Origin of the sequence: Psychromonas arctica DSM 14288 (assembly GCF_000482725.1) — a bacterium.
GTDB lineage: Bacteria > Pseudomonadota > Gammaproteobacteria > Enterobacterales > Psychromonadaceae > Psychromonas > Psychromonas arctica.
Window position 1 is genome coordinate 270,286 of record NZ_KI519478.1, and the last position, 18,578, is coordinate 288,863.

The following is an 18,578-nucleotide window of genomic DNA, read 5'->3' on the forward strand; positions in this document are numbered from 1 at the left end:
AATTTGTGTAGTAAATGATAAATGTTGGTTTTTTGATAGGTAACCCCAAACGTTGTTTGAATATATTCTTGTATATCCTTTCCCTGTAAACGGCCACCTTTTGATTTGATAGCATTATCAATCACATATTGCTTTATGTTAGCAAGCTGCTCTGGCGTGAGTCGATGAGGTCTCCCACTGCGAGGCTTTACTTCCAAACCTGTTAACCCAGAATGAAGGTATGCTTTAATCCAATTGTTGACACTTCTACGGCTTACCTTTAAAAAAGCCGCAATATCAGTTCTACTTTTCCCCTCTAAGAAATGCGAGACTGCGAGTAATTTTAATCGTTGTCTCGCATTGGTTGTCGCATTAATTAATTCAGTAAAATTGTGACTCATACTAACTCCTTTGTAAGAACCTTAATTAGATCACATATTTATCGGAAATTGTATTATACGAGAGTATTGGGTCGTGATCAAAGGAACACTGCGGGCCATGGTAGTATCGCGGCAGCTATGGATTATGAGTAATGTTGATCCTTCGTAAGCCACATAGTATCAGAATAATCCTTATTAACTTACTCACTGTTTTTTTGTTTTAGACTTTTGGTGGCAATGAATTTTTGACCTCGATATAAACAGTAGTAACCATCTAGTGACCATTTTTAGTACTTAGTTGATGATGAAATTCTTTTATAGAGGATAAAAGTCGCACCTATTTGCATTGCATTGCATTCATATTATTAATGCCAAGTCTTTATATAACCCACCATCTAACTATTACTAAAAATTTTTGTTTTTAGTAATAGTCTTTTGGCGTATCTGCATAGTTTCACAAACGCCTGTACGCGCTAATTTTTATAGAACTGATTAGCAGATATTCAAGCACTGTGTAAAGCTCGAATTAAGTCGACAGATGTTCATTTCGTTCATGGCTTTAATAGTTATCATTTATTTTGCATGGCATCACGAATTATATATTGATTTACCCGATTGCTATGCACAGCACAGAAGGTGTTTTTTGGGCTATATACCCTATAAGAGGAAGGGATATTTTTGTTTTTTACGCGATCATTTTTTGTGCAAACATCATACTGTTTGTGTGTTTTTTGATCATAAATACAGTGCTTAGGATGCTGATATTGGAATTTTAAATTATGTAATTAAATTACACTGTATAATTATTAGCATTAATAAAGAGATCTACGTCACTCTAATTAATTGTAATTGCATTTTAAATACGATTTTACGAGACATAGATCTCGTTTGTGGTATTTTGCGCATCATAACAAATGTGATTTAAATCACTAAATTCAGCTCATTGACACCTTTGTATTTGATTTGTAGCAATAGTACATCTTATTAAAGTGACTCATGTATCAAAAGTAGTCATTTTGGTTTCTTTTTAGTGATCATCTTCACATGAAATGAGGCTATGTTTTATATTTTTGTGAATGTGCTAAATTAATTGTATCAAACGGAATATAACGGTTTTTAATTAACTGTTACTTAACATTACTTATAATAAAATTGAACGGGGAAATGACATGATATCATCCGAGAGTAAAATCAGAGTACAAAACTTTGGTAGGTTCCTATCAAACATGGTTATGCCAAATATTGGGGCATTTATTGCCTGGGGTTTTATTACAGCACTATTTATCCCAACGGGTTGGTTCCCTAATGAAGGTCTAGCTGCTTTAGTTGGCCCAATGATTAAATTTCTGCTTCCTTTATTAATCGGTTACACCGGTGGTAAATTAGTTGGTGGTGATCGTGGTGCTGTAGTTGGTGCGATTACTACAATGGGTGTTATCGTAGGTACTGAAATTCCAATGTTCCTCGGTGCAATGATTGTTGGTCCTTTAGGTGGCTGGGCAATCAGTAAATTTGATAAAGCTGTTCATGGTAAAATTAAGAGCGGTTTTGAAATGTTAGTGAATAACTTCTCATCTGGTATTATCGGGATGATATTAGCTATTATTTCTTACTACTTAATCGGTCCAGCTGTTTTCGTTCTTTCTGAAGGTCTTGCTGCCGGTGTAAACTTCTTGGTTCAAGCAGGTTTATTACCTCTTACTTCTATTTTTGTTGAACCAGCTAAAATATTATTCTTAAATAATGCAATCAACCACGGTATCTTCTCGCCATTAGGTATTCAACAATCTACTGAATTAGGTCAATCTATTTTCTTCTTAATTGAAGCAAACCCTGGTCCTGGTTTAGGTTTATTACTTGCATACATGGTATTTGGTAAAGGTACTGCTAAACAAACTGCTAGTGGTGCTTCAATAATCCACTTCTTTGGTGGTATCCATGAAATTTACTTCCCATATGTGTTAATGAACCCTCGTTTAATCCTTGCTGTTATTGCAGGTGGTATGACTGGTGTATTCACGTTAACATTATTTAATGCTGGTCTTCTTTCTCCTGCATCACCTGGTTCTATCTTCGCTGTATTATTGCTAACACCTAAAGCGTCATTAATTGGTGTTATCTTATCTGTTGTTTTATCTGCTTCTGTATCTTTCCTTGTTGCTTCTTTATTAATGAAAACGCAAAAAGATTTAGGTGAAGATGAAGGCGATAAACTAGCTGAAGCTTCTAACCAAATGAAAAATCTTAAAAATGCACCTGCAGCAGCGGCTCAAGGTAGTGCAAATGTAGATATGGCTAACGTGAATAAAATCATTGTTGCTTGTGATGCTGGTATGGGTTCTAGTGCAATGGGTGCAAGTTTATTAGCCAAAAAAGTTAAATCTGCGGGATTAAATATTAGTGTTACTAACTGTGCAATTAACAACCTTCCTGGTGATGTTGATATTGTTATTACGCATAAAGATTTAACGCCTCGTGCAATTAAGCATGCAGCTCAAGCTAAGCATTTATCTCTAACTAACTTCTTAGACAGTACTCTTTATGATGGATTAGTAGCTGAAATAATCGCAGCATCAGGAACGCCTGCACCAAGCAGTCAACCTGCTGCAGTTGTTGAAGAACCTACTGCAAAACCTGTATTTGAATTAACTGAAAAGAATATTTATTTAGGTTTGAAAGCTGAAAACAAACAACAAGCAATACAATTTGCAGGTGAGCAACTTGTAAAATTAGGTTATGCAGAACCAGCTTACATTGAAGGTATGTTTGAGCGTGAAAAACTAGTAACAACGTATCTTGGTGAATCAATTGCAGTACCACACGGTACGATTGAAGCAAAAGAAAGTGTTATTAAAACGGGTATTGTCGTATGTCAATATTCAGACGGTATACTGTTTGGTGATGAAGCAGATGATATCGCTAAACTAGTTATTGGTATTGCTGCTAAGAATGATGAACATATTAGCGTAATCACAACTATAACTAATGCTCTTGATGACCCAGAAGCTATCGAAACATTGATCAATAGTAAAGATGTTCAAAAAGTATTAAGTATATTAAGTTAGTCAAATCAGACTTAATTAAAACGCTGGTTTTTACCAGCGTTTTTCGTTTTAGATTACTTTCATAAGGAAAAAACAATGAAATCAATTCATTTTGGCGCGGGTAATATTGGCCGTGGCTTTATTGGTAAATTATTAGCAGATGCTGGCATAAAAGTTACTTTTGCTGATGTCGATGAAAAAGTTATTAATTTGCTAAATACACTGAATACTTACAATGTAAAAGTAGTTGGTGCAGAATGTAAAACAGAAGTTGTTTCTGGTGTTAATGCAATTAATTCAACAAGCGAAGAGTTAGTTGCTCTTATCAGTGAAACAGATTTAATCACTACAGCCGTTGGCCCTAATGTATTAGTTATTATCGCTAACAAAATTGCACAAGGCTTAGCAGTACGTTTTGATGCAAAAAACGAGCAATTCCTTAATATCATCGCATGTGAAAACATGATCCGAGGTACGACTTTCCTTAAAACAGAAGTGTATAAACATTTAGATGAAAAATACCATGAGCAAGCAGAGCGCCTAGTTGGTTTTGTTGATTCTGCCGTAGACCGTATTGTACCTCCTTCTGAATCTGATGATCCTCTTGAAGTGACAGTGGAAAGCTTCAGTGAGTGGATTGTTGATGAGCAACAATTTAGAGGTGAAATACCTGTTATTGAAGGCATGCAGAAAACTGATAACTTAATGGCTTTCATCGAACGTAAACTATTTACCTTAAATACAGGTCATATCATGACTGCTTATTTAGGTGCATTAGCAGGTCATGAAACAGTTAAAGATGCTATTGATGATGATGCTATTTGTTCTCAGGTAAAACAAGCAATGCAAGAAAGTGGTGAAGTATTGATTAACCGTTATGGTTTTGAGCGTGATGCACACAATGCTTACATTGAGAAAATTATCGGTCGCTTTGCAAACCCTTATCTACATGATGAAATTGACCGTGTAGGCCGTCAACCTATCCGTAAGTTAGGTGAGAATGACCGTTTAGTTAAACCTCTATTAGGCACTATTGAATACGCTACTGCTAATGATATGTTATTAAAAGGTATTGCTGCTGCATTTAAATATAAAAATAGCGATGACCCACAAGCAATTGAATTACAATCATCATTAGAAGAGATTGGCTTTATTGCAACACTGTCTAAATACACTGGTTTACCAGCAGACGGTAATGAAGCGATCAAAATAGAACAGCTATACCTAGCGATGGCTTAAAAAAAATAGTTGTACGAGAGCTATCTCGTACAACCTAACCTAGCTGAGCTTATGTCAAAACAACTGCAAGAAACTGAAATACTAGAATGTCTAAATACGAGCCTGACAGCTCGTGGTTTTTTTATCTCTACTGTGGATATATTTGAACAACTTATTCAAGGATTAATTGAACGTATTTTTCTGAAAAATGATTTTGCTGTTCAATCTGTTGTAGGCCCACTACTACATAATTCAGGGCCTTTAGGTGAGTTGTCTGTTCGTTTAAAGCTATTATTTGGATTAGGGGTGATACCTCATGCTATTTATCAAGATATAGAAAGCATTATAAAATTAAAAAATTTACTCAGTAACGATAGTGCCGAATACCACTTTACTGATCAGTTAATTGCTAATGAGATTAAATCTCTCCATTTAGCTAAAAATATGAATATGAGTATTTTTGAATTAGTGGCTATCGCGCAAGATGATATCGATTTAACTTTTTATAAAATGCAACTAGATAGACAGCAACAAGTGATCAAATCATCTTTAGCGCTTGAAATTATTTCTCTCTGCGAAACGTTAAATAAAGAAAGTCCTTTTTAATACTTTAATCATAAAAGGGTCGTTATACGACTTTAAACTCGCGAAAAATAGATAATTGTTGATTAAATACTATTAGCATTGGCTAGTTTATGAAATAAAAAAGGCTCTGATACCGATAGGTATCAGAGCCTTTTTATTTATATATAATGAATGCTTACTTTATAATATATAACGAGTTAAATCTTCATCTTGAACGACTTCATCTAGCATACTAGCAACATAGGCTTCATCAATAGTAATAGATTCACCTGAACGTTCAGTGGCTTCATAAGATAGCTCATCCATAATGTGTTCCATCATGGTATGTAAGCGTCGTGCTCCGATGTTTTCAGTCGTTTCATTAACATGCCATGCTGACTTCGCTATTTTATTGATACCGCATTGAGTGAAAGTAATAGTCACTCCTTCAGTCGCCAATAAAGCTTGATATTGTTCGCTTAAAGACGCTTTCGGTTCAGTTAAAATACGTGCTAAATCTTCTTCACGTAAAGCTTCTAATTCAACACGAATAGGTAAACGCCCCTGTAATTCAGGAATTAAATCAGACGGTTTTGCTACTTGGAAAGCACCTGAAGCGATAAATAGCATATGGTCTGTTTTCACCATGCCATGTTTAGTTTGTACTGTTGAGCCTTCAATTAAAGGAAGCAGATCACGCTGTACGCCTTCGCGTGAAACATCAGGACCAGATGACTCACCACGTTTACATATTTTATCAATTTCATCTATAAAGATGATGCCATTGTTTTCTGCAGCGAAAATTGCTTTTTCTTTTAAGTCTTCTTGGTTAATCAGTTTTGACGCTTCGTTTTCTACTAATGCTTTTAATGCGTCCTTAATTTTCATTTTACGTTTTTTAGACTCGCTCTTATTACCTAGGTTTTGGAACATGCCTTGCAGTTGATTTGTCATCTCCTCCATACCAGGAGGAGCCATTATTTCTACACCAAATTGTGGTGCAGGCACATCAATCTCAACTTCTTTATCATCCAGTTTACCTTCACGTAATTTTTTACGGAAAGATTGTCTAGCAGGACCTTCTTCAATTACATCTGATTTATTTACATCCCATTCTGTTGCTGTTTTAGCAGGTGGAATAAGAATATCTAAAATACGTTCTTCAGCTAAATCTTCTGCTTTTGCGGTTACTTTTGCTAATTCTTGTTCTTTGGTTATTTTAATTGCAGCTTCAACTAAATCTTTAACAATACTTTCAACTTCTTTACCGACATAACCTACTTCAGTAAACTTGGTTGCTTCAACTTTAATGAAAGGTGCATTCGCTAATTTTGCTAAACGGCGTGCAATCTCAGTTTTACCGACACCTGTAGGACCGATCATTAAAATATTTTTAGGGGTTACTTCTTGGCGAATATCTTCATTTAATTGCATTCGACGCCAACGATTACGTAATGCGATAGCAACAGCACGTTTAGCTTTGCTTTGGCCAATGATGTGGCGATCTAATTCATGTGCTATTTGTTGTGGAGTCATATTATTAGTCATGTGTATTCCTATTTTTTTGTTGCTTCTTCAGCATCAATGTCGATACATTCAATCGTTTGGTTAGTGTTAGTAAATACACATATATTGCCTGCAATAGTTAAGGCTTTTTCAACTATTTCTTGTGCGGATAAGTCAGTATTCTCTAATAAAGCCATTGCTGCAGATTGTGCGAAATTACCACCTGAACCAATTGCAATTAAGTCATTTTCAGGTCTAACTACATCACCATTACCAGTAATAATGTATGAATGCTTTTTATCGGCAACCGCTAATAAAGCTTCTAGTTTTCTTAACATGCGGTCCGTACGCCAATCTTTGGCTAATTCCACTGCGGCACGCTCAAGGTTACCTTGATGGGCTTGTAGCTTGGCTTCAAAACGTTCTAAAAGAGTAAAAGCATCCGCCGTACCGCCAGCAAAACCTGCAATGACTTGATCATTGTATAAACGGTGTACTTTGCGTGCATTGCCTTTCATTACGGTGTTGCCGAGTGATACCTGACCATCACCACCGATAACCACTTGATTACCGCGTCGTACAGAAACAATAGTCGTCATATTGAACCCTTTTGTTGTTTATTAACTAAATGAATGGCCAAATATATTGGCTGATAAATATAAAATGGGGTGGTTTTTATTGAATTCAAGGGGAAATAGATAAAGAAAAGGAGAACCTAAGTTCTCCTATTAAATGATTAACGCCAGAACCATATCAGACAGCCGTTGATTTTGGCTCGTTGTAGTTTATGACGTTGTTTTTCAGCTAAACGCTTACGTTCGTAAGGACCTAATATCACACGATACCAATTACCCGTTTTTTTAACTTGGCTTTCTAATCCTTGGAAGGCTATTTTAGCTTTTAAAGATTCTGCATCCCCTTGTTGTCTAAACGAACCACACTGCATTTGATAAGGTTGAGTTGATTTTTGTTGTTCAGGGATCTCTACTTTAACCTCTTTGGTTTTTAATATATCAACGTAATCCCACTGCGGTTGAGGTTTTTCAGGCAGAACTTCTTCATTTTTGACCGTTGCTTTTTTAGGTTTTACTTGAGCAGTCGGTTTATCAACAGCAAAAACAAAATAGCCAATAAAAGTAATTAACACGAGTGCAAAAAAGCAAGCAATATACGGAAACCCTTGTGGATTAGGCTTCCGTTTGTTATTTCTTTTATTAGCTCCCCGTTTAGCGGGTTTTCTGCGTGTTACTTTGGCCATTATTACATACGTTCCAGTGTGTTAATGCCCAACAGCGCTAACCCTTGTTGCAGCGTTTTAGCCGTTAAAGCAGCCAGTTTTAAACGGCTTTGTTTTTGTGTTTCATTCTCAGCAATTAATATTGGGCAAGCTTCGTAAAAGCTTGAGAATAAACCGGCTAACTCAAACAGGTAAGCACATAAGAAGTGTGGCATGCCTTGCTGACCCACTTGGTCAATAATTTCATTAAACTGCATCAGCTTATTCGCTAAGTCGATCTCTTTTTCCTCAGTAAAAGAAACGTTTGCTGTAATGCTATTTAATTCGATCCCCGCTTTATTAAAAATACTTGCAACACGAGTGTAAGCATATAATAAATAAGGAGCTGTATTGCCTTCAAAACTTAACATGCTGTCAAAGCTAAAGGTATAATCACTGGTACGATTTTTTGATAAATCCGCATATTTCACAGAAGAGATACCAACAACTGATGCTATATGGCGTAATTCATCTTCTGCCATATCCTGATTCTTTTCTTTTACTAATTGATAAGCTCGTTGTTCTGCTTCTGTTAGTAAATCAGCTAATTTAGGCGTTGAACCTGCACGTGTTTTAAAGGGTTTGCCATCTTCACCCATGACAGTACCAAATGGCATATGTTCAAGTGTCGTGCCTGCTTTAACAAAATCTGCTAAGCGTGCTACTTCAAATACTTGTTGGAAATGTAATCCTTGGCGTGCATCTACAAAGTATAAAACACGATCTGCATTTAATACTGATTGACGGTAACGAATCGCTGCTAAATCAGAAGTAGCATATAAAAAGCCGCCATCTTTTTTCTTAATAATAACTGGAAGTGGCTCACCTTCTTTATTTTTGAAGTCATCTAAGAAAACACATTTAGCACCTTGGCTTTCTTGTAATAGGCCTTTTTTTTCTAAGTCACTTACTACAACGCTTAGGTCTTTATCGTAAGCACTTTCACCGTGGACATCATCTAACGTTAAGCTGACACCTAAACGGTCATATGCTTCTTGGCAATGTGCAATACTAATATCTTTAAATTCTTTCCATAATGCTAAGCATTCGCTATCGCCACTTTGTAATGCAACCACTAAATCACGAGCACGGTTAGCAAAGTCTTCTGATTCATCAAAACGGCCTTTTGCTGCACGATAGAATACTTCTAGGTTAGCAAGGTTTTTATTAATTTCTTCGCCTCTTGCACGTAACTCTTCCATATATGCTAATAGCATACCGAATTGAGTTCCCCAATCACCAACATGGTTTTGACGGACAACATTGTGTCCTTGAAACTCTAGTGTACGGGTTACTGAGTCACCGATAATTGTTGAACGTAAATGACCTACGTGCATTTCTTTGGCAAGGTTAGGTGATGAGTAGTCGATAACTACCGTTTGCGGTGTCTTCGTTAATTCAACATTTAAACGCTCATTAGCAAAAGCACTATCGATTTGTTTTTCGATGTAATGTGGGTTGATGAAAAAGTTAATAAAACCAGGCCCTGCAATTTCTGTTTTAATCACTAACTCTGAAGCCGGTAAGTTTTTTACAATTAGCTCGGCAAGTGCGCGCGGGTTCTGTTTTGCTGGTTTTGCTAGCATTAATGCTAAGTTATTAGCAAAGTCGCCATGTGATTTGTCTTTGGTGCGATCAATGGTTATACGGGGTTGAACATCGGCAGGTAAAATTTGTTGTGTCTGTAAAGAAGCAACTGCTTGTTCAAGTAGGGTTTGGATTAATGCTTTCATGGGTAACTCACCAATTGATTCGACAAATAAAGTAGTCAGATTCTACCGTTTATCGTTGGTGAAGACTAGCGAGGAAGTTAATAACAAGCCTTAAAAGTCCAATATGAGGAAGACTTTTAATATTAGCGGCAGATGAAGCTATAAGTACTCAAATTCATGACTGGCGATGACAACTTGATACAACATTTCTTCTTCTTTACTGGTTAATTGTCCGATAGCTGTTTCTGCTTCTAAAGTTGGGCTGTTATTAGCAACCGCTTTCATTGCTTCAATTAATTGCATATCTAATTGAATTGCTAAGGTCACTATGTCTTCTAGCTCTAAATCTGTTTTCAGTTCAAGGTCTTTACAGCGTTGTGGAAAGCTTTGGTCGAAGAAGTTATCTAGCAGGGTGTCTAATAAACTAACGGGAGCGAGTTTAATATATTGATGTAAATTTAGGTGAGAGATCTGCTCTCTGTTTTTCATGTATTCTAATAATAATTTCGTTTTTCGATCGCAGGCTTCTACACCCAATCGCTGATAAAGATCGGCTAAGGCTTTATGGCAGTCTTCAATATAAACTAAAAAGTCTTTGATTAGTTTAGAACGCATAATTCACTCCCTGTATTATGTGCTTAGCGTAACTATTAAAAATAGGCACTAAACCAGTGTAATTAGTTTTTATTTTTTAGCATGTTATAAAGATCAAAACTGCTTGTTTATTGAATCATAATCACAGTTTTGATCTTGCTTCAGCTTTGTTGATTACGTTAGATAAAAACGTCAATGTAGATAAGCGTTATACTCGCGCTACATAGTAAAATCGAGACATTCATGCCCGTTATCAAGCAAGACGCATTATTTAGCCAAAAATTTGGATACTAGCGTTGATTATATGACCTCTAAACGAGCATAGGTTGTCATCAACCATTTACTACCCACACCCATAAAGTGGACTTGTAAACGACTATTTTCACCACTACCTTCTTGCGCTGTAATCGTCCCTTCTCCAAACTTGGGGTGCATCACTTGTTGTCCTAGTTTGAATCCCTGAATATCTTGAGTAATGGCTAGCTTGGGCTTCTGTATAACCGGTTGCGCTCTACGAACTTGAGTTTTTAAACGAATATATTCGATATTTTCTTCTGGAAGCTCACTAATAAAACGCGACGGTGCATGAAATTTTTCTTGTCCATACAAACGGCGGCTTTCTGCATGACAAAGTGTTAATTTCGTCATTGCTCGTGTTAAGCCTACATAACATAAGCGGCGTTCTTCGGCCATTCGTGTTTCATCGGTAGCTGATTGCTGCCCAGGGAACATGCCTTCTTCTACTCCAACAATAAATACCTGCGGAAACTCTAACCCTTTAGCTGCATGCATAGTCATTAATTGAACTGCATCTTCAAACTCATCGGCTTGATTATCACCTGATTCTAAAGCTGCGTAAGCTAAAAAGGCAGTCAACTCTTCCATCTCTTGCTCTTCTTCTGGAATAACAAATCCTTTAGTCGCTGAGACTAATTCTTGTAAGTTCTCGATTCGGCTACGGGATTTCTCTCCTTTTTCAGCTTCATACATCGCCTCTAAACCTGAGTGTTTATTGATGTGATCCACCATTTGGAATAAAGGTAATTCTGAGGTTTCATTTTTAAAGCGGTTAATTAAAGTTAAGAAACCACCTAATGACGCCTTAGCAGCAGGACTTAATTGTTTGTTTTCAATTAAGTATTGGCTAGCTTGCCATAGTGTATAACCTTGCTCACGGGCACAAATTCTTATTTTATCTAAGCTAGTATTACCTATTTTTCGTTTAGGCTTATTAACAATTCGTTCGAATGCTGCGTCGTCTTGATGGTTATTCATTAATCGTAAATAGGCGATGCTGTCTTTAATTTCCAAGCGGTCGAAGAAACGTTGCCCGCCATAGATATGGTAAGGAATTTGCTGTGCCATTAATTGTTCTTCAAATAAACGCGATTGAGCATTGCTGCGGTATAAAATGGCACATTCGCTGAGTTTGTTACCTGCCTTTTCCCATGTTTGCAACTGGCTGGTGACGTAACGCACTTCATCATAATCATTGAAGGCACTATAGATGGATATTGGCTCGCCATCATCCCCGTCAGTCCACAGAACTTTTCCTAAACGATCGCTGTTATTTTGAATTAATTGATTTGAGGCTTTTAGGATATTGCCTGTAGATCGATAATTTTGCTCTAAACGAATAGTAACGGGTGACGTTTTCTCTTTTAAAAAACGTTGAATATTTTCAATATCTGCGCCGCGCCAACCGTAGATGGACTGATCATCATCACCAACAATGGTTAGGTAATTATTGTTATCAGTTAATAGTGTTAACCAAGCGTATTGTAATTTGTTCGTATCTTGAAACTCGTCAACTAAAACATGTTGAAAACGCTGTTGATAATGAAGCAATAGTGCGGCGTTATTTAATAATAACTCATGCGCTCGCAATAATAATTCTGCAAAGTCCACTAATCCAGCTAATTGGCAAGCGGCTTCATAGGCTTGATAGACTTGCAAGCGATGCTTATCTTGTACGCCAAAACCTGGGTCGATATGTTTAGCACGTAACCCTTCGTCTTTTTTATCGTTGATATACCACTGCAGCTCTTTTGGTGGGTAGTATTTTTCATCTAACCCTAAGCTTTTGATAATACGTTTAACCATTTTTTGTTGGTCATCACTATCAATGATCTGAAACTGCTCTGGTAAGTTAGCTTCTTGATGATGCAAGCGCAATAAACGATGGGCAATACCATGGAAAGTACCAATCCACATACTGCCAATTTGCTGTGGGCAAATGTCAGCAATACGTCCACGCATCTCTTTTGCTGCTTTGTTGGTAAAGGTAACCGCTAAAATACCGTAGGTAGGTATTTGATTAACTTGCATAAGCCATGCGATTCTATGGGTTAAAACACGTGTTTTACCACTACCGGCGCCGGCTAATACCAGCATATTCTGTTCTGGTGCTGATACGGCAGCGCGTTGATGATCATTTAAATCATCGATAAGGTAAGATACGTCCATAAAAATGCCTGTTTATTTATTCAGTAGAAAGGAACTATACCGAAACATCGCATAAATGTGAATATTCTATGTTTTAGTATATGCCAAAGAACCTCTGCTGAAATACCGTGGTAATGATTATTGATAGTCGCTGAGCTATTAACCTGAACGATAAATAGCGGGCTATAAAATAGTTAATAAGTCTTGTAGGTCGGTCATTTCCAAAGTCGGTAGTAACTTGGCACGATCAAGTTTTGTATGGTTAGGGTTAAACCAAACTGCTTGTGCTTTATTATTTTGTGCCCCATATACGTCTGAGATCAAGTGATCACCCACGTGTAATATGTCCTCTACCTTGATATCTAACTTTGATGCTGCTTGTTGAAACATATCTAAATGTGGTTTGCTGCGTAATCCATTGCCCGCTTTTATCACAAATTTAAATTTATCATGGAGACCGATCTGTTCCACATTCACGTTACCATTGGTTAATGCGATGACAGGGTAATGCAATGCAAGTTGTTGTAATAATTTAATACTTTTTTCGGGCACCGTGAAATCACTGCGTAATTGCAGAAATACCTGTAATGCACTATCGGCATACTTAATCGCATTAACCATTGCAATACCATAAACCACCATGATGCGTTGAATTACTTCTTTACGCCATAGCGATACATCATGTTGTAATGCCGGATTTTCTTTTACCAGTAAATCTCTATATAACCCCCATTTACGGGCATCTAACTCTGCTAATTGCTGATAGGTTGTACGCAAATAGACAAGGAAGTCCGCTTCCGCCTTTATGATGATCGGATGGTTGTCATATAAGGTATCATCCAAATCAAAGCTAATTGCTTTGAAAGGGCGAAGGGGTCTATAAAATTTCATTTTTATCCCTGTTAATAATATTATTTTTTACGCTTAGCGCGAGGGTGTGCTTTGTCATACACTTCTGCTAAATGTTGAAAATCTAAATGCGTATAAATTTGTGTAGTGGCTAGGTCAGCATGGCCTAATAAGGTTTGTACTGCTCGTAGATTACCACTGGATTCCAACATGTGCGTTGCAAATGAATGGCGCAATTTGTGAGGATTAACGTGGCTTGGTAATGCCTGCTGTAGTCCCCATTTTTCCATCCGCATTTGCACACTACGCGCTGAAATTCGTCTTTTTTGTTTAGATAAAAATAGTGCTGTTTCACCGGCTTCCGCAAATTCAGGTCTGATCTTTAACCATAGTCTAATGGTGCTAACGGCACTTTTAGTGATAGGTAATAAGCGCTGTTTACTGCCTTTACCGGTGACCATTATCTCTTTTTCCGATAACTTTATATCTTTTAAGTTAATACCCACTAACTCACTTAACCTTAACCCAGAAGAATACATGAGTTCCATCATACAATGATCTCGAATGGTAAGTGGATCATCGCCATCAATATCTAATAGCTGATCCATATCGTCGACACTGATGTTTTTAGGTAGCGGCTTATCTAATTTTGGGGCTGCAACACCTTTAGCGGGATTAAAGGTGAGTTGATCGTTCTTAACTAGGTATTCTAGAAAAGAGCGTAATGCAGAAAGTTTGGTGGCAATGGAGCGTGCTTTAATACCATTTTGATGTAACTGTTTAGCTAATAAGCGTACTTGGTGTGTATCAAGCTGTTGCCATGTTTGTATATTTTGAAGCTTTAATAATGCAATAAACTCATTAAGATGGCGTTGGTAGTTATTGATAGTGACATGGCTTAAGCCACGTTGGCTAGCAATATGTAATAAATAGCGTTGTGTATCTGGCAATAAGGAGCTCATGGTCAATCCTAGATAATAAAAAAGTGCATAAGCCAATTCTCAAATGAATTAACCGTGCACTTTTTAATATCGTTGTTTTAGCATTACATCATTAGAGTAAATGTTATCGATGGTGCGTTATAAAATAATAACAGAATCTGTTTATATTTGAATTTGCCCATCAAACACAAACTCAGCGGGACCACTCATGCGCACACTTTGTCCTGGCTGCCAAAAAAATCGGAGATCACCACCGGGTAATTCAATACGACAATGTGTATCTAATTTACCTTGTAATTGACCAACCACAGCTGCCGCACAAGCGCCGGTGCCACAAGCTAAGGTTTCACCTACGCCACGCTCCCATACGCGTAGCTTTGCAAAATCACGGTCTATTATTTGTAAAAAACCAACATTCACTTTGTTTGGAAAGCGTTCATGTACTTCTAGTAAAGGGCCCAATGTTTCAACTGGAGCTGTCTTTATATCATCAACAAGTACAACGCAGTGTGGGTTACCCATTGAAACCACGCCACATAGCACTGTGTGGTCTTCAACACGTAGAATATATGTTTTTTCTTCTTTCTGTGCTTCAAAAGGAACTTTTGCTGGCTCTAAAATAGGCTTGCCCATGTCCACAATAATATTGCCATCTTGTTCTATTTTTAGCTGAATTTTACCCTTTGCAGTACTGACGTTAATCACCCGTTTGTGGGTTAATCCTTTTAATTTAACAAAACGCGCAAAACAACGAGCACCATTACCACATTGTTCTACTTCACTACCATCAGCATTAAAGATGCGGTAATGAAAGTCTAAGTCTGGATCATAGGGAGGTTCAACCATTAATAATTGGTCGAAGCCTATGCCAAAGTTACGATCTGCTAATTTGCAGATCGTCTCTTTAGATAAAAAGACATTTTGCGTGACATTGTTAATAACCATAAAGTCATTACCCAAGCCGTGCATTTTAGAAAATTCAATATTCATCTTCGCTCTACTTTTACCAATAAAACCTATTAAAATAGGGAGTTAAGACTCCCTGAGATAGCGCATAAGTTATAACTAAGGTAAAACATGCTCACCGCGCCATAGCTCAATGTGTTTTTCACGCTGGCGGACAACAAAGGCTTTATCACCATCAACCATTATTTCTGCTGGGCGGCAACGAGAGTTGTAATTTGAACTCATGGTTGCACCGTAAGCGCCTGCACTACGGATCACTAAATGATCGCCTTCTGCAATGGTTAGTGAACGATCTTTACCTAAAAAGTCACCGGTTTCACAGATCGGACCAACAACATCGTAAACTCGACTTGGACGTGTTTCAGGATCGTTTAATTTATTATTAAGCGGAATGATATTTTGCCACGCACTGTATAATGCAGGACGAATTAAATCATTCATAGCAGCATCAACAATCGCAAAGTTCTTATGGTCGTTTAATTTTAAGAACTCAACTTTAGTCACTAAAATACCAGCATTGGCCATGATTGCACGGCCTGGTTCGAAAATAAGTTTTAGTTTACGGCCGTTCATACGCTCAATAATAGCGTGCATGTATTGTGCTGGCTGTGGCGGTGTTTCGCCATTATATGGAACGCCTAAGCCGCCCCCTAAATCCAAGTGTTCGATTGTAATACCCTGTGTTGCTAGGCTATCAATTAAGATAAGTAGTTTATCTAATGCTTCTAAGAATGGTTCAATTTCAGTTAGTTGAGAACCAATGTGACAATCTACACCTTTTACTTCCAAGAAAGGCAATTCATTAGCAATATTATAAACCGTCGATGCTTGTTCTATTTCAATACCAAATTTATTTTCTTTTAATCCCGTAGAAATATAAGGGTGCGTACCTGCATCAATATTCGGATTAATTCGAATCGAAATAGGGGCTTTCTTGTTTAAACAGCCAGCGACTTCATTAATACGGTACAACTCAGAGATAGATTCAACATTGAAACAATGGATCCCTGCTTGTAATGCAGTCGATATTTCAATTTCAGTTTTGCCTACACCAGAGAAAACAACTTTTTTAGGGTCTCCGCCGGCTTGAATAACACGCAATAACTCACCAACCGATACAATATCAAAACCTGAACCCAAGCGAGCCATTAGATTAAGTACACCTAGGTTTGAGTTTGCTTTAACTGCGTAACAAATTAAATGAGGATGAGATCCCGCTGCATTATCAAAAGCTTTCCAATGACGCTCAATAGTCGCTCGAGAGTAAACATACGCAGGCGTACCTGATTTCTTGATGATATCTTCAATTGCAGTGTCTTCGACTAATAGACGGCCATCGCTATGGTAATTAAAATGATCCAATTTGAAATCCTTTTGTTGATTCTGTAGTTTATTGGTTATTGTCACTGCCTTCATGCATGTTTTATTGTGAAGTATTTAAGGCATCTGTTGTTTCTGCTTCGGTTGCATTGGTTTGCACTGGTTGTTCTTTAGGTGCAGGTGGCGCTTCTCTATAAAGTGGGCCTTTCATGCCACAACCTATCAATAAACTTGAAAAAAGCAGGGCTATTAACGATAAATTCAGTTTTTTCATACCTTCTCCTAGTTAAATATTTTTAGCCCTCTATAATCGCATTTCATCGGTAAAAAGCAAAGGAGAAGTAAATGACGGATAGCGAATTTCTTGAATTAGCGGATATGTTGTACCAAAAAATCGAAGATAACATTGAAGCATCAGGCGCTGATATAGATTATGACCAAAATGGTGCTTTGCTAACTTTAGAGTTTGAGAATAGAACTAAGTTGATTATTAATCGCCAACAACCATTGCATCAAGTGTGGTTAGCTACATTAGAAAATGGGCATCATTATGATTTTAAGGATGGCTTCTGGATTGATGACCGAAGTGGGGCGGAATTTTTAAGCTTCTTATCTGCTGCGATCACTAAGCAATCAGGTGAAAAAATAATTTTTGAATAGCTTCAAAAACTAATCTGAATCGCTTCTGATTAGTTTTTTGTATTGCATAACGCGAAGGTTGTCATTTAAGTAGTCATTATTAAATCACTATTTTAAATAGTAAAAGCGGTCATTAAATATGTTTAAACTTTTTTTCGGTTACCCTTTTGTTTTCTTGGTGTGCTTTTGGCTCGCCAGTGATGTTGAAATAACAACTTCATTAAAAGCATTTAAGCACAGTCATTTTTCGATTCAATTTCCAAAAGCGAGTTTAAGGGCTGAACAATCAGAACCTTGGTTTGAGTTTTATTGGCCGATGGTTGAGCAAGAGAATGAGCAAAAAAAATATACGATACCTCTAGAGGATAAATAATGAATACAGTTGTCTTTCCAGGATCATTTGATCCCGTTACTAATGGCCACCTTGATCTTATTACTCGTGCGAGTTGTTTAGCTGATCGGGTGATTGTTGCGGTGGCTATCAATAGTAGCAAAAAGCCTTGGTTTGATTTACAAACCCGTTGTAATTTGCTTTTCGAAGCCACTAAACACCTTAATGGTGTCGAGATTGTGCCATTCAATGGTTTGTTGGCGGAGTTTGCAAAAACGCATCAAGCACAGGCATTAATTCGTGGTATTCGTGGTGGGACTGATGCTGATTATGAAATTCAATTGTCGCAAGTAAATCACACCCTCAATCCTGAATTAGAGACTATTTTATTACCTGCGCATGCTCGAACTGCTTTTATATCTTCAACCATCGTTAAAGAAGTCTTTAAACATCAAGGTGATATTAGCTTATTAGCACCAGCATGTGTGCAACAAGCATTTATCGACCAACAGTAAAAACGCTGTTATTTTTCTAAAAGTCCCAACTAGAATCAGCTCATTTGGGACTTTTATCTCTTTTTGTATCATTTCTCTATGACAATGCTGTTAAGCATTGTCATAGTTGCATACACTGCTTCTAGCTATACCAATTCCGCTAGTTGATTAATATTGTTGGTAAAAATGCATCACTTCTGCCTTAAGTTGATTCATTTTCTCTGCTCTATATTTGATCGCATACTCAGGCATATTGGTATTATAAAAATTAAACCAGAGACCTTTGTAATGACAAAGGTCTCTTCTGTTTTAATCAGGTT

Annotated in this window: 18 protein-coding genes; 6 read left to right on the forward strand and 12 right to left on the reverse strand. The window is 37.2% G+C overall.

Annotated features, from left to right (window positions below; genetic code table 11):
- Positions 1-380, reverse strand: a 380-nt coding sequence (locus H592_RS22460) for a helix-turn-helix domain-containing protein (protein WP_037071889.1), incomplete at its 3' end; no start/stop codon positions are given.
- A gap of 1,148 nt (positions 381-1,528) precedes the next feature.
- Between H592_RS22460 and H592_RS0114690 the strand changes: the two genes are divergently transcribed.
- The 3 genes from H592_RS0114690 to H592_RS0114700 all read left to right on the forward strand — a co-directional run bounded on the left by H592_RS0114690 (position 1,529) and on the right by H592_RS0114700 (position 5,227).
- A complete protein-coding gene (locus tag H592_RS0114690; protein ID WP_028869431.1) occupies positions 1,529-3,424 on the forward strand; it encodes a PTS mannitol transporter subunit IICBA in 1,896 nt (631 codons plus the stop codon).
- Positions 3,425-3,499: 75 nt separating this feature from the next.
- Entirely contained in the window at positions 3,500-4,642 is a 1,143-nt protein-coding gene (locus H592_RS0114695) for a mannitol-1-phosphate 5-dehydrogenase (RefSeq protein WP_028869432.1), read from the forward strand.
- A gap of 51 nt (positions 4,643-4,693) precedes the next feature.
- Entirely contained in the window at positions 4,694-5,227 is a 534-nt protein-coding gene (locus H592_RS0114700) for an MltR family transcriptional regulator (protein ID WP_028869433.1), read from the forward strand.
- A 159-nt stretch (positions 5,228-5,386) separates the two neighbouring features.
- Here the strand turns inward: H592_RS0114700 and hslU are convergent, their stop codons facing one another.
- The 11 genes from hslU to lptM all read right to left on the reverse strand — a co-directional run bounded on the left by hslU (position 5,387) and on the right by lptM (position 17,068).
- Positions 5,387-6,733, reverse strand: a complete 1,347-nt coding sequence (hslU, locus tag H592_RS0114705) for an ATP-dependent protease ATPase subunit HslU (protein ID WP_037071892.1) — start codon at positions 6,731-6,733, stop codon at positions 5,387-5,389.
- Positions 6,734-6,741: 8 nt separating this feature from the next.
- Positions 6,742-7,290 carry an ATP-dependent protease subunit HslV gene (hslV, locus tag H592_RS0114710; RefSeq protein WP_028869435.1) on the reverse strand — a complete coding sequence of 183 codons (549 nt, stop codon included), beginning with the start codon at positions 7,288-7,290 and terminating at the stop codon, positions 6,742-6,744.
- 137 nt (positions 7,291-7,427) lie between these two features.
- Entirely contained in the window at positions 7,428-7,949 is a 522-nt protein-coding gene (locus H592_RS0114715; protein WP_028869436.1) for an SPOR domain-containing protein, read from the reverse strand.
- A 2-nt stretch (positions 7,950-7,951) separates the two neighbouring features.
- On the reverse strand, positions 7,952-9,700 hold the full coding sequence (argS, locus tag H592_RS0114720; RefSeq protein WP_028869437.1) for an arginine--tRNA ligase: 1,749 nt from the start codon (positions 9,698-9,700) through the stop codon (positions 7,952-7,954).
- A gap of 138 nt (positions 9,701-9,838) precedes the next feature.
- Positions 9,839-10,294 (reverse strand): hypothetical protein, encoded by a 456-nt coding sequence (locus H592_RS0114725; RefSeq protein WP_028869438.1) that lies wholly within the window; start codon positions 10,292-10,294, stop codon positions 9,839-9,841.
- Positions 10,295-10,573: 279 nt separating this feature from the next.
- Complete coding sequence (gene uvrD / locus H592_RS0114730; protein ID WP_028869439.1) at positions 10,574-12,739, reverse strand: DNA helicase II; 2,166 nt, start codon at positions 12,737-12,739, stop codon at positions 10,574-10,576.
- Between the two features lie 162 nt (positions 12,740-12,901).
- On the reverse strand, positions 12,902-13,609 hold the full coding sequence (locus H592_RS0114735; protein WP_028869440.1) for an HAD-IA family hydrolase: 708 nt from the start codon (positions 13,607-13,609) through the stop codon (positions 12,902-12,904).
- Between the two features lie 20 nt (positions 13,610-13,629).
- Complete coding sequence (gene xerC / locus H592_RS0114740; protein WP_028869441.1) at positions 13,630-14,529, reverse strand: tyrosine recombinase XerC; 900 nt, start codon at positions 14,527-14,529, stop codon at positions 13,630-13,632.
- 141 nt (positions 14,530-14,670) lie between these two features.
- Positions 14,671-15,498, reverse strand: coding sequence for a diaminopimelate epimerase (gene dapF / locus H592_RS0114745; RefSeq protein ID WP_028869442.1), 828 nt, complete (start codon positions 15,496-15,498; stop codon positions 14,671-14,673).
- Positions 15,499-15,573: 75 nt separating this feature from the next.
- A complete protein-coding gene (lysA, locus tag H592_RS0114750) occupies positions 15,574-16,836 on the reverse strand; it encodes a diaminopimelate decarboxylase (protein ID WP_028869443.1) in 1,263 nt (420 codons plus the stop codon).
- Between the two features lie 61 nt (positions 16,837-16,897).
- Positions 16,898-17,068 (reverse strand): LPS translocon maturation chaperone LptM, encoded by a 171-nt coding sequence (gene lptM, locus H592_RS24015; protein ID WP_156916131.1) that lies wholly within the window; start codon positions 17,066-17,068, stop codon positions 16,898-16,900.
- A 71-nt stretch (positions 17,069-17,139) separates the two neighbouring features.
- Between lptM and cyaY the strand changes: the two genes are divergently transcribed.
- The 3 genes from cyaY (at position 17,140) to coaD (ending at position 18,279) form a co-directional block, all read left to right on the forward strand.
- Positions 17,140-17,454: an iron donor protein CyaY gene (gene cyaY / locus H592_RS0114760; RefSeq protein WP_028869444.1), complete on the forward strand. Its 315-nt coding sequence runs from the start codon at positions 17,140-17,142 to the stop codon at positions 17,452-17,454.
- A gap of 118 nt (positions 17,455-17,572) precedes the next feature.
- Entirely contained in the window at positions 17,573-17,806 is a 234-nt protein-coding gene (locus tag H592_RS0114765; protein ID WP_028869445.1) for a hypothetical protein, read from the forward strand.
- Positions 17,806-18,279, forward strand: a complete 474-nt coding sequence (coaD, locus tag H592_RS0114770; RefSeq protein WP_028869446.1) for a pantetheine-phosphate adenylyltransferase — start codon at positions 17,806-17,808, stop codon at positions 18,277-18,279. The genes H592_RS0114765 and coaD overlap by 1 nt, the downstream gene beginning before the upstream one ends.
- The last annotated feature ends 299 nt before the right edge of the window (positions 18,280-18,578 follow it).